The sequence below is a fragment of the Pedobacter sp. MC2016-14 genome (assembly GCF_020991475.1).
GTDB lineage: Bacteria > Bacteroidota > Bacteroidia > Sphingobacteriales > Sphingobacteriaceae > Pedobacter.
Window position 1 is genome coordinate 968,983 of record NZ_JAJMPA010000001.1, and the last position, 21,738, is coordinate 990,720.

13 protein-coding genes and 1 tRNA gene are annotated in these 21,738 nt (G+C 39.7%); 11 read left to right on the top strand and 3 right to left on the bottom strand.

Annotation, left to right across the window (positions count from 1 at the left end; genetic code table 11):
• Positions 1–2: 2 nt before the first annotated feature.
• Genes LPB86_RS04040 through LPB86_RS04055 form a run of 4 tightly spaced genes read left to right on the top strand, consistent with a single transcriptional unit; the run spans position 3 to position 4,980 of the window.
• Positions 3–1,898 carry a DUF3857 domain-containing transglutaminase family protein gene (locus tag LPB86_RS04040; protein WP_230641261.1) on the top strand — a complete coding sequence of 632 codons (1,896 nt, stop codon included), beginning with the start codon at positions 3–5 and terminating at the stop codon, positions 1,896–1,898.
• Positions 1,899–1,929: 31 nt separating this feature from the next.
• The gene (locus LPB86_RS04045) at positions 1,930–3,078 is read left to right on the top strand and encodes a hypothetical protein (protein ID WP_230641262.1); all 1,149 of its coding nucleotides are present in this window, start codon (positions 1,930–1,932) and stop codon (positions 3,076–3,078) included.
• A gap of 2 nt (positions 3,079–3,080) precedes the next feature.
• Positions 3,081–4,508 carry a regulatory iron-sulfur-containing complex subunit RicT gene (gene ricT, locus LPB86_RS04050; RefSeq protein WP_230641263.1) on the top strand — a complete coding sequence of 476 codons (1,428 nt, stop codon included), beginning with the start codon at positions 3,081–3,083 and terminating at the stop codon, positions 4,506–4,508.
• Entirely contained in the window at positions 4,501–4,980 is a 480-nt protein-coding gene (locus LPB86_RS04055; RefSeq protein ID WP_230641264.1) for a gliding motility lipoprotein GldH, read from the top strand. Before ricT ends, LPB86_RS04055 begins: the two co-directional genes overlap by 8 nt.
• Here the strand turns inward: LPB86_RS04055 and murF are convergent.
• Positions 4,966–6,267, bottom strand: coding sequence for a UDP-N-acetylmuramoyl-tripeptide--D-alanyl-D-alanine ligase (murF, locus tag LPB86_RS04060; RefSeq protein WP_230641265.1), 1,302 nt, complete (start codon positions 6,265–6,267; stop codon positions 4,966–4,968). The genes LPB86_RS04055 and murF overlap by 15 nt on opposite strands.
• Before the next feature lie 44 nt (positions 6,268–6,311).
• Between murF and LPB86_RS04065 the strand changes: the two genes are divergently transcribed.
• The 4 genes from LPB86_RS04065 to LPB86_RS04080 all read left to right on the top strand — a co-directional run bounded on the left by LPB86_RS04065 (position 6,312) and on the right by LPB86_RS04080 (position 14,457).
• Complete coding sequence (locus tag LPB86_RS04065) at positions 6,312–8,795, top strand: M14 metallopeptidase family protein (protein ID WP_230641266.1); 2,484 nt, start codon at positions 6,312–6,314, stop codon at positions 8,793–8,795.
• A gap of 604 nt (positions 8,796–9,399) precedes the next feature.
• Positions 9,400–12,525, top strand: coding sequence for a SusC/RagA family TonB-linked outer membrane protein (locus LPB86_RS04070; protein WP_230641267.1), 3,126 nt, complete (start codon positions 9,400–9,402; stop codon positions 12,523–12,525).
• A gap of 11 nt (positions 12,526–12,536) precedes the next feature.
• Entirely contained in the window at positions 12,537–14,009 is a 1,473-nt protein-coding gene (locus LPB86_RS04075) for a SusD/RagB family nutrient-binding outer membrane lipoprotein (protein WP_230641268.1), read from the top strand.
• A 10-nt stretch (positions 14,010–14,019) separates the two neighbouring features.
• The gene (locus LPB86_RS04080) at positions 14,020–14,457 is read left to right on the top strand and encodes a hypothetical protein (protein WP_230641269.1); all 438 of its coding nucleotides are present in this window, start codon (positions 14,020–14,022) and stop codon (positions 14,455–14,457) included.
• A gap of 42 nt (positions 14,458–14,499) precedes the next feature.
• On the opposite strand, the gene LPB86_RS04085 is transcribed toward LPB86_RS04080, so the two are convergent.
• Complete coding sequence (locus LPB86_RS04085) at positions 14,500–15,399, bottom strand: LD-carboxypeptidase (RefSeq protein ID WP_230641270.1); 900 nt, start codon at positions 15,397–15,399, stop codon at positions 14,500–14,502.
• A gap of 40 nt (positions 15,400–15,439) precedes the next feature.
• Here LPB86_RS04085 and metG point away from each other — a divergent pair, with 40 nt between their 5' ends.
• Positions 15,440–17,548 carry a methionine--tRNA ligase gene (gene metG, locus LPB86_RS04090; RefSeq protein ID WP_230641271.1) on the top strand — a complete coding sequence of 703 codons (2,109 nt, stop codon included), beginning with the start codon at positions 15,440–15,442 and terminating at the stop codon, positions 17,546–17,548.
• A gap of 63 nt (positions 17,549–17,611) precedes the next feature.
• Here metG and LPB86_RS04095 read toward each other — a convergent pair whose 3' ends face one another.
• Positions 17,612–19,408 (bottom strand): response regulator, encoded by a 1,797-nt coding sequence (locus tag LPB86_RS04095; protein ID WP_230641272.1) that lies wholly within the window; start codon positions 19,406–19,408, stop codon positions 17,612–17,614.
• Between the two features lie 390 nt (positions 19,409–19,798).
• On the opposite strand from LPB86_RS04095, the gene LPB86_RS04100 reads away from it, so the two are divergent.
• A tRNA-Arg gene (locus LPB86_RS04100) sits at positions 19,799–19,870 on the top strand.
• Between the two features lie 268 nt (positions 19,871–20,138).
• Positions 20,139–21,248, top strand: coding sequence for a Fic family protein (locus LPB86_RS04105; RefSeq protein ID WP_230641273.1), 1,110 nt, complete (start codon positions 20,139–20,141; stop codon positions 21,246–21,248).
• Positions 21,249–21,738: the final 490 nt, after the last annotated feature.

Sequence of the window (21,738 nt, forward strand, 5' to 3'; positions counted from 1 at the left end):
CCTTGAAAAAAATAATTACCACTGTATTGATGTTTAGCAGCATGCATGTTGCTGCGCAAAACCCTTATGATGTAGACAAAATTCCTGCAGAGTTGCTTACCAATGCTTCTGTGGTATTGAGATTGGAGCAACAGACTTTTGATGTCAGGAATGCCAGTCATGCAACTTATACCAATAAGGTGGTGTTGACCATCGTGAACAAAAATGGCGAAGACGAGTCTGCTATGAGGGAGTTTTACGATAAGTTCTCCAGTATTTCGAGCTTGAGGGCCAGTATGTACGATGCAAAAGGAAATAAAATCAAAGATTATAAACTGGCTGATTTTAAAGACCGGAGTGCCATTTCTGATGGAACGATTTATGATGATGGACGTTTAAAGGAGCTGGACTTTTTGAATGCAACCTATCCTTATACGATTGAGTACAGTTACAATAAGGATTATTATGGGATCACCAGTTACCCTTCCTGGAGCCCTGTTGGATCTTTCAATTATGCGGTAGAGAAGTCTGAATATGTATTTAAGATTCCGGAGGGAATGACTTTTAAATACATCAAGAGCCCGGGCCTGAAAACGGACTCTGTAAAAGTGAAAGGCAAAACGGAATACAAATGGAGTACGGTAAATTTTAAACCGCTGGATTATGAGCCTTTAAGCGCAGGGATTAAAAATGTTAGTCCCTGGGTGATGCTGGCGCCAAATGATTTTGAATATGACAGTTCAGTCGGTAATTTGGAGAACTGGAAAAACGTTGGGGCCTGGATTTACAAATTAAATAGTGAGCCCCAGATTTTGCCTCCTGCGGTAAAAACAAGGGTTGCTGCATTGGTAAGTGATGCTAAAACACCAAAGGAGAAAATAAAACGCCTGTACAATTACCTGCAGGGGAATACCCGTTATGTGAGCGTGCAGCTTGGCGTGGGTGGATTTAAGCCCATTAATGCGGATAAAGTTGCGGCAGTAAATTACGGTGATTGTAAAGCCTTGTCTAACTACATGAAAGCTTTGTTAAATGAAGTTAATATTCCTTCTAACCTGGTGGTGATTGGTTATGATATGCCATCGATGAACCCGACGTTTGCGAGTTTAAACCAGGCCAACCACATGATTTTATGCGTGCCCTTACAAAAAGATACGGTTTGGCTGGAATGTACGAGTCAGCATGTTCCTGCAGGCCATTTAAATGGTGGCTGTTCTGATAAAAACGTATTGCTGGTGACAGCGGATGGCGGCAAACTAGTGCGCACACCAATCTACCGGCCTGAAGATAATTTTCAAAAGCGGAAAACTACGGTTGCTTTTAATGATGAGGGAGTGGCGGACATCAATATGCTGACTTCTTATGGCGACGGGCAATATGATGATTGTTATTACATGCAGTTTCTGGAGCCATTTGAACAGCGGAAACGCGTTATTAACGGATTAAATATCCCAAACCTGCAGTTGGGGACCTTAAAGTATGATCAGCCAGATAAATCGGTTGCGGTAATCAATGAAAGTATCAGTTTAAAATGTCCGAAACTGTTAACCAGTGGTGCGGATAAACTGTTTCTGACGCTAAACCTGACCAATAGAAAGGAAAGCGTGCCCGCAAAAGTAGAGGAAAGAAAAACTTTTTTTGGCGTTCCTTACGGTTATCGTGATGAGGATGAGATTGTTTACACTATTCCTAAAGGGTATAAGGTTGATTTTTTACCTAAAGAGGTGGTTATTGAATCTGAATTTGGGAAATATACGGCTAAGGCAGTGATGAAAGATAATACGGTGATTTATACACGTACCCAAACAATGCTGGGTAAAAAATATGCACCTGAAAAATACAATTCGCTGGTAGATTTTTACAAGAAAGTTTACCAGGCAGATAAGGTTAAGGGTGTGTTGGCAAAGGTAGAGCAGTAAGTTTCTAAAAAAATTACCTATTTTGCACCAAATGCAATTTAGAGAAATCATAGGTCAGGAAAGTATTAAGCAACGGCTGATACAAACAATAGCAGAGAACCGGGTGAGTCATGCCCAGTTGTTTCTTTCCTGTGATGGCAGTGGTGCTTTGCTGCTGGCCATCGCTTATGCTCAGTATATCAATTGCCTGGATAAATCTGCCTCAGACAGTTGCGGGGTCTGTTCGTCCTGTCGTAAATACGAGCGGTATATCCATCCTGATCTTCATTTTTCTTATCCTTTTTTCGCCTCTAAGGATGTAAAAATTGCGACTGATGTACTGGATGAATGGCGTACGATGCTGCTTTCTGATCCGTATTTTGATTTGGATATATGGCGCTCAAGATTGAATGCTGAAAATAAACAAGCTAATATTAACATTGCTGAATGTCATGATATCATCAAGAAGTTAAGTTATAAGGCCTTTGAAGCAGAAACAAAAGTGCTGATTATGTGGCTCCCTGAATTTTTGGATAAGGAAGGGAACGCGCTGCTGAAGATTATTGAAGAACCGCCTAAAAATACCCTCTTTATTTTAGTGGGTAACAACCAGGAACAGATTTTGTCAACGTTGTTATCGCGTACGCAAATTGTAAAAATACCAAAACTAGCGGACACCATTATTGAGCGCTATCTAATGGAACAGCATGGTTTGCCGGAAGAGGAGGCAACTACCTATACTTTTTTGGCAGATGGAAATATGGTGGAAGCCAAACAATTGGTGGCGCATACGCAAAACGATCATGCCGAACGTTTTGCAGAATGGTTACGTATGGGCTACGGCAACCGGGTGCCCGATTTGATCAGTTTTACAGAACAGGCTGCCAGTTGGGGCAGGGAAAATCAAAAGAACTTTTTGAAGTACGGCATTAGCTTTTTAAGGGAATGTAGCTTGTTGTTGAGTGGCGCGGATGAACTGGTGAAACTACCGGAGCGCACGCTGGACACGGCAAAAAAACTAAGTACACACGTGCTGAATTTGAATATGGCTGCCGCACTAATTGAGGAGCTGGAAAAAGCACATTACCACATTGAACGGAATGCTAATCCGAAAATCTTATTTTTAGATGTATCTTTACAACTGGTAAAAACAATTAAGTTTAAATCGCTCCCCAAGGGGACTCAATATATATACAATTAGTTATGGGATGTGGAAGTTGTTCTACAGGTGGCGGTTGCGCCCCCTCAGGCTGCAAAAGTAATGGCTCATGCCTTACCGGCGGATGCGGAAAAATGGAAGTTCAGGACTGGCTGTCTAATTTAGACATGCCATCAAATTATAAGCCTTTTCAGGTTATTGAAGTAAAGTTTAAAGGAGCAAGGAAAGAGTTTTTCCTGAATAACGATAACATTTATTTAGAAATTGGAGAGCTGGTTGCGGTAGAAGGACCTACTGGTGGCTACGATATCGGCCATGTTTCCTTAACAGGAGAATTGGTGCGGATCCAAATGAAAAGGCGTAAAACACCACTGGACCAGGTAACCAGAAAGATATACAGAAAGGCTACTGAACAGGATGTTGACAAGTGGAAAATTGCCAAGGATTTGGAGTGGGAAACCATGCACAAAGCCAGGACACTGGCACTGGAACTGCGCTTATCTATGAAGATTAGTGATGTGGATTACCAGGGCGACAAAACCAAGGCTACCTTTTTCTATACGGCTGAAGGTCGTGTAGATTTTAGGGAACTGATCAAAAAAATGGCCGAAACCTTCCGGATCAGGATTGAAATGCGCCAGATTGGGATGCGCCAGGAGGCCGGAAGGCTTGGTGGAATTGGTTCTTGTGGCAGGGAGTTGTGTTGTTCTACCTGGCTCACCAACTTTAAAACGGTTTCTACGGCTGCCGCAAGGTATCAGAATTTGTCTTTAAATACACTTAAGCTGGCCGGACAATGTGGTAAGCTGAAATGCTGTTTAAATTATGAATTGGATACTTATCTTGATGCGTTAAAGGATATTCCGGACCGCATTGAAAGCTTGCAAACTGAAATTGGCGTGGCCCGTCATCAGAAAACGGACATTTTTAAGAAGCTGATGTGGTTTGCTTATCCGAATACGGAAGACTGGATTCCTTTGAAGGTGGATAGGGTTAAAGAAATCATGGCTATGAATAAAAAGGGCATGAAACCGGTAAGTCTTAAAGATGATGCTGTTGAGCTGAAAACTGCAGCAGCGGTAGAGAAAACCCCGGACTACGAAAACGTGGTTGGTCAGGATAGTCTGACCCGTATGGACGATAAAAACAGGAGCAGATCGGGCCGTAATCACAACAATAAAGGCGGTGCTAACCGTAATGGAAAACCAGGCCAGCCTCAAGGTAAACCTGCGCAACAGCATAAACCGGCACAGCAAAGTAAGCCTGCGCCGCAATTGAAGGCACCACAACAGGTAAAACCTGTGCAGCAGGGCCCTAAGCAGCAATCTGCACCAGTAGCTAAAGTTCAGGTTGAGGGGGGAAATACCGGAGAAGCCAATGGTTCAACTCAGCCTACAGGAAATAGAAATAACAGGAACAGGAATAACCGGAGGCGTAATAAGCCCGCATCGGATAAGCCGAAGAATGAATAGGTATCAGCTTTTTGTACGTTGTTTTTTAGGGGTTGCGGCCATATTTTTGTTTGGCTGTACTAATGGTAATCTGGTTGACATCAATATTGAGATGCCTCAGCGCAACTGGAGTTATGTGAATAAGATTAAAGCCAGTGTTGACATCAACGATGCAAGTAAGCCATATAAGCTCTATTTCAGGCTGCGTAACACTGCTGATTATGGCTATTCTAATGTCTTTGTATTACTTCATATTAAACCAGCCGGGCAAAAGAAATTGAGCAAAAGATACGAATTTAAGATGGCTGAGGCAGACGGAAAATGGCTTGGATCTGGTTCGGGGAACTTGTTTACGCACAACTGGGCCATGCTAACCCAGTACTATTTTCCGGCAGCAGGACGGTACGAGATAGAGATAGAGCAGAACATGCGGGATAACCCCTTAAAAGAGGTTAGCGATGCTGGTTTAAGCATAGCGCTAGATGAGCGGTAGTAGCTTTTCCAGGGCCATGCCTCGTGATCCTTTTAGTAAAATAAGGCTATCTTTAATTGTATTGGCTACCAAATAGTCTGCTGCTGCTGTAGGATTGTTAAAAAAGAGGCCCTGATGGGTATCTTTTAAAGTGTAAAATTGCTGCCCGATAAATATCAGGTTTTCCAGGCCTACTTTTTCTGCAATTTCTGCAATTTGCTGATGCTGCTGTGCGGATTCTGGCCCAAGTTCAAACATATCGCCAATGATGGCTACTTTTCTGGTCGCAGTAAGGGTTGATAAATTGGCCAGTGCTGCTGCCATGCTACTTGGATTGGCATTGTAGAAATCACATATTACTGTGTTTTGTGCTGTTTTAGTAACTTGTGAGCGGTTATTAACGGGGTAATAACCTGAAAGTCCCGTGTTGATCTGCTCTGGTGTTAATTGAAAATAATTGCCAATGCAGATGGCTGCGAGGATGTTTTCAAAATTATAGGAGCCGGTAAGGTTTGCTTTAACTGCGTAAGAGCTGCTATTTGTATTCCAGATCAGTTCTAATAAGGGATCAGATTTTTCAAGATGGCCTGATACTGCGTTTTCCGTTTCTGTTCCGTAATAAACAAGGTTATCGAGGTTTGCAGTACTGCTCATTTCCAGCAGATATGCATTGTTTTTATTGATAAACACCATGCCATTGTGTTGTTTTAAATACGCATACAATTCGGCTTTTCCTTTTTTAACACCTTCAAAACCACCAAAACCATCTAAATGGGCCATACCAACATTGGTGATCAGGCCATGGGTAGGCTGTGCAATTTCGCAAAGCATTTCTATTTCTTTTTGATGGTTTGCACCCATTTCTATGACTGCAATTTCAGTATCTTCTGGCATGGCCAGCAACGAAAGTGGTACGCCAATGTGATTGTTCAGGTTTCCCTTTGTGGCAAAGGTTTTATATTTCTCGGCCAATACGGCTTTAATTAATTCTTTGGTGGTGGTTTTTCCATTACTTCCGGTTAGGCCAATTACTGGAATGGTCAATTGTTTTCTATGGTGACGGGCAAGGTCCTGGAGCGTTTGCAGTACGTTGTCTACCAGTATAAAATGCGAATCGGCCTCATAAGCTGCATTGTCAATAATTGCATAAGCAGCACCATCGGCGATGGCTTTCGCGGCAAATGTATTGGCATCGAAGTTATCCCCTTTTAAAGCAAAAAACAGGCATCCTTCGGTAATATTTCGGGTGTCTGTACAGATCGTTCTGTGTTTTAAATAATATTGATATAATAATTCGATGTCTGCCATGAGGGATACGTATTGTATGATGTAAAATTAATATATTTATTTCTATGAAACATTTGCTGCGTCTTTTTTTGTTGATCCTTGTTCCGTTTACCAGCACCTTTGCTCAGAAAAAATCACCTGATGAGTATCTTGGCTACGCTTTAGGAAGTCATTTTACCCCGCATCAAAGGGTGGTAGATTATTTTAAGTATCTAAGCGCCGGGGAAAAAAAAATAAAGCTGGTAAGCTATGGTAAGACGTATGAAGGACGTGAGTTGATGGTGGCAATAGTCTCTTCGGCAGAAAATATAGAGCATTTGGAGGAGATCAGGCGGAATAACCTCTCCTTGCGAAAAGCCGGAAAGACAGCTATAGACCTCAAAAAGCAACCTGCTATTTTATGGTTAAGTTATAATGTTCATGGTAATGAGGCCAGTTCTACGGAGACAGCGATGAAAATGCTTTTTGCATTGACTACGGGACAAGAGAAAGGCATAAATGACTGGATAAAAAATACTGTAGTGGTGATAGATCCATGCCTGAACCCCGATGGAAGGGAACGCTACGTAAATTTCTTTACCGGGGTAAAAGGTAAAAATCCGGATGCTAATCCGGATGCGAGGGAGCATAGTGAGCCCTGGCCAAGGGGCAGGTCAAACCATTATTATTATGACCTTAACCGTGACTGGGCATGGCAAACGCAGGTGGAGACGCAGCAACGTCTGGCTTTATACCATCAGTGGATGCCAGAAGTGCATGTAGATTTTCATGAGCAAAGTTACAATGAACCTTATTATTTTGCACCTGCTGCAGAACCGGTACATCAGGATATTACTGCTTTTCAGCGGGCGTTCCAGGTAACGGTAGGAAAAAATAATGCAAAGTATTTTGATGAAAATGGCTGGCAGTATTTTACTAAGGAAAGGTTTGATTTGCTGTATCCTTCTTATGGAGATACCTATCCGCTGTATAACGGGGCTATTGGAATGACGTATGAGCAGGGCGGAATAAATGCTGGCCTGGCTGTGGTTACTGCTGCGGGTGATACATTGACCTTAAAGGACAGGATTGACCATCATTATACAACAGGGATTGCAACGCTGGAAACGGTATCTTCTCATGCGCATTTATTGTTGAGGGAATTTAAGAAGTATTTTGAACAATCCATTGTTTCGCCTCCAGGGAATTATGAGAGTTTTGTGGTGAAGGCAGACAATCTGGATAAGGTTAAGAAACTGGCTGAATTGCTAAAAAGGAACCATATTGAATTTGCTTATGGCGGAGACAGAACGCTTAACGGATATAATTTTGAAACCCAGAAAAACAATACGTATAAGATTGAAAGGAATGATCTTGTGGTTAACCTGCATCAATCTGCTGCGGTTTTAGCAAATGTACTGTTTGAACCGAAAACCTTTATCACAGATTCTAATACGTATGACATCACTGCCTGGGCTTTGCCTTATGCCTATGGTTTAACAGCCTATGCAAATAAGGAGGCTGTTAAAGGACTTTATCGGGACATAGAGGAGGGGAAACCTGATGTTGCCAGGGTTAAAAAGCCTTATGCCTGGATTTTGCCATGGAACGCTACTTCGGATGCCCAGATTTTAATGATTTTGCAAAAGGCCGGTGTGCGGGTTAGGTTTGCTGAGACAGGATTTCAGGTTGAAGGAAGGGATTATGGGCAGGGTTCTTTGCTGGTTTACAGGGCAGAAAACGAAAAAAAAATCAGGGAACTTCCTGCTTTAATGGAATCGTTGGAAAAGAAGTATCATAAGTCTTTTTACACCATTGCAAGTGGGTTTGTAGAGAAAGGAAGGGATTTAGGGACTTCTGGTTATCAGTTGCTTAAAGTGGCTAAAGTTGGAGTGGTATCGGGCCCGGATATTTCTTCGCAGGCGGTTGGGCAGGTGTGGCATATTTTTGAGCAGGAGCTGGACGGGAAAGTGACTTTAATTGATGTGGAAGATTTGGCGGAACTGGATATTAACGTGATCAACGTTCTTATTTTACCTGATGGGAAGTATCCAAAAGATTTGAACGAAAGGCTGGACAACTGGATTGGCAGGGGAGGAAAGGTGATTTTAATGGAGGATGCGATTACAGCAGTGGCAGGGAAAAAGCCTTTTGAAATTAAAAAGAAGGAACCTTCAAAGAAAGAGGAAAAAGAGAATGTTGCGGTATACAGCAATAAGGAGCGGGATGACTTTGCGGAAGCAATTCCGGGAGCAATTTATAAAGTTAATTTGGATAAAAGTCACCCCTTGACTTTTGGATTGGGTAAATATTATTATACACTAAAAACTGATGATAAAATCTATGAGCCTTTGACTAAAGGTTACAATGTAGGTGTCTTAAAATCAGATTCTTTTATGGCCGGCATTGTGGGTAAGAATGTGCAATCACGCTTAAACACCGGCTTGTTGTTTGGCGTACAATCTTATGGCAAAGGCACGATCATTTACCTTGCGCCGGATGTGTTGTTCCGGTCATTTTGGGAGAATGGAAAAGGCCTGTTTATGAATGCTGTTTTTTTAGTGAATTAGTTTTTCGAGGCATGTCCGGGTAAGATGCCGGACTCTTACTGAGTAAATCCCGCGATGCAGGGAATATGAGAGCAGTATGAGTCCAGGTTTTTTCTATTAAAAAGGTGGACTCATCGTGGAGACATGGTAGAGTCATTTCGAGTATGGATGGGGTATTGTCTTCTCGGGCTTGGGACAAGTGTGGGATTGAAAGTACTTCTCGTTCATGCGGAACCAGATCAAGGTGGCTTTTAATATCAATAAAAACAAATTTTAATGCCATTTGTTATATAATATTGAATGGGCGTATCACATCGTTTAACATCTATTTTTTAAACCTTTTGTGAAAATAAAACCTATTTTTTGAAATATCTTTTCAGTACTTATTTGGCTGTTCTGAAAGCACTACAGTGTGTCTAAAATTGTCTACTAAGTCTGTATTCAAAATTATATAGTGGTTCTGTCATATAAATGAAATTAAATTCGTTAAAAAACCACCTTAAAGCCTAAATAGGCGCTTATAATTTTCAAATGTTAATTTTTGTTAACAGAATTTTTAGTTTGGGGCTTCAGTTTTGATATATTTGCCATAATTAATTATTACTAAATCTAAATTTTATTTTTTATGAAAAAACTTATACTAAGTTTGTTCGTATTCCTATGCTTTGCAGGAGCTGCGTTGGCACAGGAGCGGACGGTTACTGGTACGGTTACAGACACAGATGGCGGATTACCGTTACCTGGGGTTAGCGTACGTGTGATAGGCGCTCAAGGAGGAACGATTACATCAGTTGATGGTAGGTACAGCATCAAAGTGCCTTCAGGAGGTACAGGATTACAATTTTCATTTATTGGTTATGTATCGCAAACATTGACATTAGGTACGTCAAGCGTAGTTAATGTAGTTTTGGCAACTGATTCCAAATCTCTTGGCGAAGTGGTAGTTACTGCGATGGGAATTAGACGTGAAGCAAAGTCGCTTGGTTATACTGTGACAAAAGTTAGCGGGGAGGAAATTACAAAAGCAAGAGAAACGAATGTTGTGAATGCGTTAACAGGAAAAGTTGCTGGTGTGAGAGTTAGTGCCCAATCGGGTACTTTAGGGGGTTCTTCTAAAATTGTAATTCGTGGCGGATCTTCCTTCAACGACTCTGGTCAGCCTTTATTTGTAGTTGATGGTTTACCTGTTAATAATGGTTCGCCTCAGATATCAACTACATCTGGCGCTGTGCCACAAGGTAGTGCCGGAGCTGATTTTGGTAATCGTGCAGCAGATATAAATTCTGATGACATAGAGTCGATGGTCGTTTTGAAAGGCGCCGCTGCAACAGCATTGTATGGTGCTAGAGCTAAAAATGGAGCGATTGTGATTACGACAAAAAGAGGAGCAAAAGGGCAGTCATCCATCTCCTTCAATTCTTCAGCTAGATTTGACAATATTTTGAAGCTGCCTGATTTACAAAATGAATATGCACAAGGTACTCAGGGTTTATATAATACAGAAACTTTAAATGCTTGGGGACCTAAACTAACAGAAGTTCAAGGACGTACTTTTCCTGACTTTTTAGGAAATCAAGTTCCTTTGGTTGCTCATCCTGATAATGCTAAGAATTTTTTTAGAACAGGTCAAACTTTTATTAATGCAATTTCATTCGACGGTGCTGACGAAAAAAGCGATTATCGTCTTGGCTACACGAGTACAATTCAAACAGGAATTGTTGATAAGCAGAAATTAAATAAAAATGCGCTCTCTTTTAATTCGGGTCGCAAGCTCTCAGATAAATTTGAGGCTCGTGCTAGCATAAATTATGTTAGGACTAAAGGGGAGGGGATGCCCACTCAAAGCTCTAATGATCCTAACGTTTTAATCGGGACAAATTATATTCCTACAAATTTTGACATAGAGCAGCTTAGAGATAATTATTATGATGATGTTTTAAAGGCGCAAATTCCAATCACTACTAGCAGAAACGGAAATAATCCATTTTGGATTATTAACAATAATACCTCTACTAGTGTAGTTGATAGGGTTTTTGGAAATGGTATTCTTACTTATAAACCTATTTCTTGGTTAACCATTTCCGATAATATTGGGACAGATTTTTACAATGAAAGTCGTTTTATACCGACTAGAATAGGTACAATTGGTGCACTTACAGGTAATTTCTTGTCAGCTAATCTCTACAATAGAGTTATAAATAATGACCTTATTGTAACCGCAGACCGGAAATTAAGCGATGACCTTGATTTAAAAATCATTGCGGGACACAATATTTATGAAACGTATTCTAGATCTGATCAAGCATATGCACAGAACTTAACAGTTGATCAACTATATAATTTTTCAAACGCCGCTTCTATAATAAATCAGAATACATCCGCTAAACGAAGAATTGTAGGTGTATATGGAGATATAGGGTTGTCTTATAGGGATTACCTGTTTCTGAACGTTACAGGACGTAATGACTACAGTTCAACCTTGTCTAAGGAAAATAATTCTTATTTTTATCCCTCTGTAAGTAGTGGATTTGTTTTTAGTGAACTTCTGCCCAAAAATGATTGGCTAAGTTATGGTAAATTAAGAGCGAGTTGGGCAAATGTAGGAAGTGATAGTGATCCATACTTGTTGGCTTTTGTATATAGTGGACAATCGACTGCTTTCGCGCAGTATGGATTTGGTTCTAGCTTTCCATTTAATGGCGTATTAGCTTATAGCATCCCTTCAATTATACCGAATCCTAATTTGAAGCCTCAGAATCAAAATTCGCTGGAATTTGGTACCGAATTGAAATTCCTAAAGAATAGAATTAGCTTAGATGTTACCTATTACAACTCAAATACTACTGACCAGATTGTTAATCTTGCATTACCTCAATCTACTGGTTTTGCTTCGAAAACAGTAAATGCTGGCTCAATAAGAAATAGCGGTATTGAGGTAGCATTAGGTTTAGTTCCTGTACAGTCTAGAGATTTTAGATGGAATTTGGATGTTAATTTTGCTAAGAACAAGCAGGTTGTTACCCTACCTGAAGATGTTGCATCTTATTCTATAGCTAGTGGATGGAGCGGTTTACAGGTTAAAGTGGAGAGTGGAAAGGCATTTGGAATCTATGGATCTGCCTGGGAACGTGATCCTAATGGAAATATCGTAATTGACGCCAACACTGGATTAAGAAAAACCATTGTAGACCAGCGTCTTGGTAATACTGCGCCTGATTGGACAATGGGAATTAATAATACTTTGTCATATAAAAACTTTAACTTAAGCTTTCTTGTTGATATTAAAGAAGGTGGTATAATGTTCTCAAATACTGTTGCTACATTAAGAAGTACAGGTTTAGCTGAAGAGACTTTGGCTAATAGGGGGAATATATTTATTGATAAGGGAGTTATTAAACAAGGTAATAACTACGTAACCAATACAGTGCCGGTTCAGAGTATGGAGGATTATTGGGGTCAGTATACGTCTACGAATACTGAGTCAAGCATTTTCAATTCTTCATTTATCAAGCTTCGGGAAGTTAACTTATCCTACAGAATTCCAGCAGGATTCTTACAAAAAAGATTGAAATTTATTAAAGGATTAGAGGCGGGATTAGAAGGACGTAATTTATGGCTTATTAAGTCATATGTTCCGCATATTGATCCGGAATCAAACCTTTTTGGAACATCTAGTAATGGTGATGGTGTTGAATTCAATAACTTCCCTGCAACGAGAACTATAGGATTTAATTTACGTGTGAAAATTTAAAATTTAGAAAGATGAAAAATACACATATATATATATTGATTTTAGTGCTCGCATCAAGCATAGGACTATCATCATGTAAAAAATACTTGGATATAAATTCAAATCCCAACCGAGCAGAAAGGGTAGAACCAAAACTACTTTTTTCATTTGCAGCGGTATCTTTCGCTAATTTGCGATCAGGTGGTGATTTAAATATTCCTTTTGCTTTGGTAGGGCAGTCTATGGCTACTGGCGGTAACAATCCGACAGGATGGGGAATACCATCTGAAGAGCAATACGTAATTTCTTCTTTTAGTACTGGTAATTCTTGGAGGGCATATTATACCACGATTGGTTCAAATCTTAAAGAGGCTATAAAACTTGCCGAATCATCATCTCCAATTAACAATAATGCGGCAGCGCAAAGTAAAATCCTTTTGGCGATGTCGGCTTTTGAGACCACAACAGTCTTTGGTGATGTACCTTTTTCTGAAGCATGGAATACTAATATTGCTTATCCAAAGTTTGATACACAAAAACAGGTTATGGAGGGCTGCATTGCATTACTAGATGAAGCGCTTGCTCAGTTTGATACAAGTAGCCCATTGAAGATTGGAATGGAAAATGATGAAGCTTACGATCTTTTCTATAGAGGAGATTTAGATAAGTGGAAAAGGCTAGCTAATTCTGTAAAATTAAGAATTTTGTTGACTATGGTTGACAAGGATCCGACTAAGGCAGCGGCAATAGGCACTTTAATGACTGCCCATGACTTCATAGGGTCAGCTAGTGATAATTGTTTAATAGCCTATCAGGATGTTTCAGGAAAGAAAAATCCTAAGTATTTAATAAGTGAACAATACAACAATAATGTGCCATTCTTTTTTGGAAGCAACAAGATTGTTGATTTTATGAATACTTTAGGCGATCCTAGGCGACCTAAATTCTTTGATAAACCAGCCGCAGCAACTAACTATGTTGGTATAGCAAGCGGCCAGACTGCAGCAAATGCAGTGAACGTAAGAATTTCAACTTCCTTGCAAACAGCAATTGAACCAGAGGTTTTCTTTAGTTACCAAGAGCAGCTTTTTTATGAAGCTGAAATATATGCAAGAGGTATAGGTGTTGCCACTAATTTGGCAACTGCAGAAGGTTTGTATAGGCAGGGTGTAGTGGAATCTTGCAAGTTTTACGGAGTTAGCACTGACGACGCTGACGACTTTGGTGAATCATTGCCAGCCCTGGCTGCAGGAACAGCAGGAGTTAAGACCATTCAGATGCATAACTGGGTTGACAAAATGGATAGGGGAATAGATGCATTTACTCAATGGAGAAGATCTGGTTCAGAAGGAAATGAAACACCAGTTTTAACTTTACCGACCGGCGCTCCGGCTGGCCCGCTTTTTAGAAGGTATGAGTATCCGATAACGAATGAGATTTCAACAAATCCTAATGCACCAAAGAACAAAATTGTATTTACGGAGAAAATGTGGTTTGACCTTTAATAAGTATATCATGAAAAAATTTATAATATTAATTTCAATTTTAACAATATCTGCCTTTCAGTCTTGTAAAAAAGAAGACTCTCCAGGAGATAACTATGACTTCAGTAATAGCATTGCTCCTTATGTAACTATAGAAGCCTTAGAGGATATTGAAGTTGCAGCTGGAGATGTTGTAGATGTGACCTTACAAATGAGAACAAGTTTGCAGCAATCTGTCACAGCAACTTATAAGGTAACTGGCATTATTAATACACCTTCTGCAACCGTAGTTTTTCCTGCTGAAGAGACAGAAGCAAGCGCGTCTTTGACAATACCTGTTAATGCTGCTGTTGGTTCGACTGCGGTCTTCACCTTAGTAAGTGCTAAGACAGCCGATGGTAAATCGTTAACAATTGGTCAAAATGCCAATTCAGCACAACAAACTTTTACCATAGAAGTTGTGCAATAGACTATCTAACTAAGATTTTAGATGAAAATTACTAAGGCTGTCTCAATATAACGAGGCAGCCTTTTTATTTATATCAAGAGTTATGAGTTTTCCTACCACCATTGCTCTGTTATCTTCTATATGCCCGGTTGGGAAGTCAAAGCAAACCGGATAATCATATTCCTTTACCAATTCCCAGATTACTTCTGCTGCCGTTTGTCCAAAAGGAATGCTTTCTACTTCAATTTCATTAAAGGCACCCACAATTAATCCTTTTAACTTCGCCAATTTGCCGCTGCGTTTTAACATGTGCACCATGCGGTCTATGGAAAATTCCTGCTCGCCTACATCTTCTAAAAATAGAATCTTATCTGTATAATCCATTTCTGAAGCAGAACCTTCCAGCATGGTTAATAAGGTAAGGTTGCCTCCGATTAGGATGCCTTCTGCTTTTCCACTACGGTTTGGAACCTTGTTTTCGCTTGTATATTTATAAGCTAATGGTTCTCCAAATAAGGCTTTTCGCAGAGACTCCAGGGATTCTGGCGTTCCATCCTGAAAGGTATAAGGCATCTGCCCATGGATGCTCTGTGTATTTAAAACACTAAATACATGCGAAAGCAGTACGGTAATGTCGCTGAAGCCTACAATCCATTTGGGGTTTTCATTAAAAGCACTGAAATCCAGCTCGTCAATAATTCTGATGGTGCCGTATCCACCACGTGCAGCAATGACCGCTTTAACTTCCGGATCATCTAAATACTTCTGAAGATCTCTGGTTCTTAGTGCATCATCTCCGGCAAATTGATGGTAGGATGCAGAAACCGTTTCCCCGGTTAAAACCTCCAAACCCCAGTCTTGCAAAATGGTAATTGCCGCATCAATGGACTTGGGCAACTTCTTTGCGGGACAAACGATTGCTACTTTGTCGTTCTTTTTTAAATATGCTGGCTGCTTAATCATTCGTAAAACACTTATCTTTGCCAAAATAATAAAAATAGTTTTGGATAACAGTAAAATAAAGAGATATACAGTAACTGCGGCCTTGCCGTATACCAATGGTCCGGTGCATATTGGTCACCTGGCAGGCGTTTATTTACCTGCGGATACATATGTGCGCTATTTGCGTTCAAATCATAGAGATGTTAAATTTATTTGTGGTTCGGATGAAAATGGTGTTCCAATTACTTTAAAGGCTAAAAAGGAAGGGACTACCCCGCAGGCTGTAGTTGATAAATACCATAAAATTATTGGCGATTCATTTAAGGAATTTGGGGTGTCTTTTGACATTTACCACAGGACTTCTTCTCCAATGCACCACCAAACGGCATCTGATTTTTTCGAAACCTTATATGAAAAAGGTGTTTTTACGGAAGAGATTACAGAACAATATTATGATGAGTCGGCAAAGACATTTTTAGCAGATAGATACATCACTGGTACTTGCCCTAAATGCGGCTTTGAAAATGCTTATGGCGATCAGTGCGAAAATTGCGGCAGTACTTTAAATGCAACGGACTTAATTAACCCTAAATCTACACTTTCTGGCGAGCCTCCGGTGAGGAAGGAGACGAAGAACTGGTTTCTTCCTTTGGAGCAGTATGAGGAACGTTTAAGGGCTTATATTGAAAGCCATAAGGAATGGAAGCCAAATGTTTATGGACAATGTCAGAGTTGGCTAAATGCAGGTTTACAGCCCCGTGCCATGACCAGGGATTTGGACTGGGGTGTACGGGTTCCGGTAAAGGATGCTGAAGGCAAAGTACTATATGTATGGTTTGATGCGCCAATTGGCTATATTTCTGCTACGAAAGAATTGTTTGAGTATGCCAGACTGGATGTTTGGAACCCAAAAGCAGAGGAATACTACATCACCGAAAACGGGATGGAGAAGGGAAGCTGGGAGGAATACTGGAAAGATGATGCGACTAAACTGGTTCATTTTATAGGGAAAGACAACATTGTTTTCCATTGTATCATTTTCCCTGCGATGTTAATGGCACACGGTGGCTATATTTTAGCTGATAATGTGCCGGCAAACGAGTTTTTGAATTTGGAAGGTCAGAAGATCTCTACTTCTAAAAACTGGGCGGTATGGTTAAACGAGTACTTGGTTGAGTTTAAGGATAAGCAAGATGTTTTGCGTTATGTATTAACAGCTACTGCTCCGGAAACAAAGGATAATGATTTTACCTGGAAAGATTTTCAGGCGCGCAATAACAATGAACTGGTTGCTGTTTTTGGCAATTTTGTGAATAGGGTAGTGGTGTTGACCCATAAATATTTTGGAGGTAAGGTGCCAATGTTGATGGAGGTTACGGAACAGGATCAGCAGGTGATTGATGAACTGGCTTTGTTTCCTGGAAAGATTAGTGCTTCTATTGAAAATTACAGGTTTAGAGAGGCTTTAACAGAGGTAATGAACGTGGCGCGCCTTGGTAATAAATACCTTGCAGATACGGAACCCTGGAAGGTGATAAAAACGGATGAGGACCGGGTGCGTACAATTTTAAATATTGGCTTGCAGATTATTGCTACGCTTGAAATTTTAATTGAGCCGTTTTTACCATTTACTGCTGATAAATTGATGAAAATGCTGAACTATGGCGGTCATCAATGGGAAGATGCGGGTAAAATGAACCTATTGGTACGTGGGCACCAGCTGAACGAACCTGTGTTGTTGTTTGAGAAAATTGAGGATGCTGAAGTTCAGGCGCAGATTGATAAGCTGAACCAAAGTAAAATAGACAATACTTTGGCGAATGCTGTTGCTGCTCCCGCAAAGGAAAATATAGATTTTGACCAGTTTAGTGCCATGGACATCCGTGTGGCAACCATTATTGCTGCAGAAAAGGTGGAAAAAACGAAGAAGTTATTGAAACTTACTTTGGATACAGGCCTTGATCAGCGTACGGTTGTTTCTGGAATTGCGGAGTTTTTTACGCCTGAACAAGTTATTGGACAGCAGGTGAGTGTATTGGTGAACCTTGCTCCAAGAGAGATTAAAGGTATTTTATCTCAGGGAATGATTTTGATGTCCGAAAATTCGGATGGAAAATTAACTTTTGTTGCGCCTGTTCAAAACCATGTGAACGGCAGCGTGATTAGGTAATTTAGAAGTACAGCGCCTGATATTTTTGGGCGCTGCACTTTGCTATGCTATGTATAGATCTAGTTAATTAGGACTTTTTACAGCATTAAGTTGCTGGAGTTTATCAAATAAATCTTCTGGTTTAAATGGCTTGGGCATGTAGTCATTCATACCTGCTTCTAAGATCTTTCTGGAAACATTGTTATTTGTTGTAGCGGTGAACGCAATAATAGGAATGGATGATTTAGATTGTGCCTGTAAATTACGTATGGCAATGGATGTCTCGTAACCATCAAGTTCTGGCATGTTAAGGTCCATTAAAATTACATCAAAATCTTCTTTTTCTAACTGTTCAAGTGCCTGGACACCATTCTCGGCAATTGCAGGAGAGATACCCCATCGTTCCAGCGTTTTTTTGATCACCAAAATATTGACGTGATTATCTTCTGCAACTAATACCCTGAGGTGGCCAAGTTCTGCTGGTTTATTTCTTATGGTTTCTATTTTGGATAAATCCAGTTCAGTATACCTGAAATCTATGGAGAAGGAAATTTTTGTGCCGGCATTTTTTTCACTGGTTAAACTAATCTGGCTGTTAAACATGTGCAGGATTTTCTTTACAATAGGAAGTCCCAGGCCGGTGCCTCCATACTTGCGGTTGGTGCTTGATGAGGCCTGTACGAAAGCTTCGAAAACTTCGTCTTGCCGGTGAGATTCAATTCCAATGCCGGTATCTTCAACCAAGAACTGTATCCTCATTAAATCTGCGGTTTGTTTTACAAGTTTTGCTGAGAGATGAACAGCACCCTCCGCAGTAAATTTGATGGAATTGCTAAGTAAGTTGCATAAAACTTGTGTTAAACGGGTTGGATCACTAATTAATACCTTCCCTTTAATCGTTTCGTCCATCTCAAATCTAAAGTCCAGTTGCTTCTCCTGGGCTTTTGGCCTTAGACTGGCAAAGTTATTTTCCAGCAAGATGTGCAGGTCGAATGCGATATTTTCGAGTTCTGCTTTGTCGGATTCCAGCTTATTAAAATCAAGGATATCATTAATCAGCGCCAATAGATTGTCTGCTGAAAACTTTAAGATGGCCATGTTTTCTTCCTGATCTGCTCTTGGGTTTTGCAACAATAATTCATTAGAAATTCCAATAACACCATTCATTGGGGTTCTGAGTTCATGCGACATGGTAGAAAGGAAATTCATCCGATCTTTGGATAGTTTTTCTAAATCTGTTAAGGTCAGTTTTAATTTCTCATTGAGTTCTTTAAGTTCGTTTTTGGCGTAGGTAAGGTTTGTGAAATTTCTATGAAAGGCTTTAAAAAAGTAGTAATGGAGGAAAAGAATAAAGCCGAAGTTATAACAGATTACAAAAATATAGGTGTTGAGGGCGATATGATGTGGGCCTGAACCCAGGAAATAAAAATTATTGTCTGTTGCGGTATAGATGACTATTGGGAGTACATTCATGGCAGAATAAAACCATGCCCAGTTTATGTCATGCATATAAAAACCAAGCGCGCAGGCAAACCAAACGTACTGGAGTGTGGCGACATTAACCCCCATTACAAAAATTGATAGGTTGCTCCATACGGTTAGCGTGAGAAAGCATATAATGAGGTGTGACACTACTTTCCAGGAGCCGAAGTTTTTAATAATGTTTAAAAAGACAAAACAGGATACAAAGGTGAAAATTGCCCTAATGAGTTGCAGCATCTCCTTTTCCAGGATATAGGCCACAATTAGGATACCTGAATAGAAGATATAACCGAGGATGATATATGCTAGTACTCTTATTCTAGCCTGATTGATAGGGTCGGTTTCACGTTTTAATAATGCCGTAATAAACCCGTCAATGCGCTTGAGCGAAAATCCCATACCTAATTTTGATAATTAAAAGCCCTAAAATTAACCAAATATAGCATCTAAAATTAATAATTATCTTATTTGCAGTGTTTTATTGGATTGCTTAGCCGTTTTTTTACGACATGCCTTCCTGTAAATGAGTTGCTAAGCATGGTCTTTTCCAGATGCGTTTACTTACTGTATTTTTTAACGTTGAAGTCGGACTTAGTAATTGCTTTTCATTTTGTGAGGGATTTTGTTCTTTAAGTCCTGCTGGCTTCGGCAAAATGATGAGTTTTGTGTAAAAGCAAAGAAACTTTAATTATCTTTGCGCCAGTTAATGTTCGGTTATATGTACTGAAATCGAATTGACAGGTTGTTTATCAGCGCTTTATAAGTGCTGATGCGAACAGTTAAAATATTGGTCCCGTAGTTCAACGGATAGAATAGAAGTTTCCTAAACTTTAGATATGAGTTCGATTCTCGTCGGGACCACAAAATTTTTCCCATCTTGGGAATAACATGGGATGATTATCCGAGAGTTTTATCGGATAAAGATTTTAATACAAGGCCTTTAGACGAATGTCTAGGGGCCTTATTTATTTCAAAATCTAGACATATAGAGAATTGCGCATTAAAATTGAACAAATACATGTAACGTGTCCAATATTTGAAATAATATGAACATGTGTACTTGATATGTTCATATTTATGCTTTAATTTGCATATATGTCCAATTTTTAATCATAAAGTGAACACGTGTATGGCCTACGATAGAGTTAAGCCTTTTAATGATCTTCCACTGCTTCCTCCATCTAAGGACGTAGAGGATATAGAGATTCTAAAAAAACTCGTAACAACATCGCGGGCACTTGCTGCTGCAAATAGCACAGTTAAAAGATTGCCAAACCCTTATATGCTGATAAATACCATAGCTTTACAGGAGGCGAAAGCATCAACGGCTATAGAAAATATTTTTACGACCGAAGATGAATTGTATAAGGCGGTGTCAGATTCAGTGAAAGAGAGTGATGCTAATGTCGGTACAAAAGAAGTGCTAAGATATAGAGAAGCATTGTGGCAAGGATATGATTTGCTGCGTGATAAAGCAACAATTGATCTGGAATGTATTACAGGGATTTTTAGGAAAATCAAAAATTCTACAGATGGTTTACGCGCTCCTCAATCGTTAACAGTAATCAATCGCGGACAAAGCGAATTTCGTGCAGGTGAGGTTATTTACACTCCGCCAAGAGGTGTAGGCGTTCTGGAGTATTTAATGGAAAACCTATTGGAGTATTTAAATGACGATCGAAAACATTCCTCCGACCCGTTGATTAAAATGTGTATCGCTCATTATCAATTTGAAGCTATACACCCTTTTCGTGACGGAAATGGGAGAACTGGAAGGATATTAAACCTGCTTTATCTGGTGCATAAGGGATTATTGGATCAACCAGTCTTGTACTTATCGAAATACATCATTGCAAATAAAGACGAATATTACTACAATTTGGGCATTGTAACTCAAAGAGGATCATGGAAACCGTGGATACTTTATATGCTAGAGGCTATAGAGAAGACGGCACTATTAACAAGTCAATTAATCGTTAGTATTCTGGACCAGATGGAGGCTACCCTTGAACATGCAAGAGGGCGAATAAAATGGTACAATAAAGAGGTTAATGAGGCGATTTTTAGTCAGCCTTACATTAAACCTAAGTTTATTGGTGATTTGCTGGGGATTACTTCAAGGACAACCCTTACTAAATATTTTGCCGAGCTTGTTGATGCAGGTATTCTGCAAGCAACAAAAGAAGGAAAAGAAGTCTTTTATATTAACGGAGATCTGATCTCCATTTTGGAAGGCTAATTAGCGGCTCTATCGGCTCATGCAAGAGTTGAAAGATAATGAAAAGCCAGCAATTTATTGCTGGCTTAAAAGATAAATGAAGTTAACGTTATGTTTAACCATGCGGGAGTGGGTTATATGAGTCATCCTCAAGACCTGCTGCATTATGCAAGTCATCTGTAAAATAGCTTATCAGCGTTTTTGATCTATTTTGTAAAAGCTATAAAAAATGGCGGATACTATTATACCGCCCGTCATTACATAAGGATACGATTGAAGTATCGTAGCAATAACTTCGTCTTTAAAGCTGTAGGAACTCCAGGAAGAGACCCTGTCTTTGAACAGATTAAAATTATTTATGAATATAAGTAGGATAAAGATTGCAGAAATGATCAGTGAAAATGGTGTTTTATTTATTTTCGCTTTGTTCATGATGAATAGAACGAAATGAAATAAAAAAAGGGAAAATATGGAAAAGAAAAATACATCTTTTAAATAAGAACAATCCATG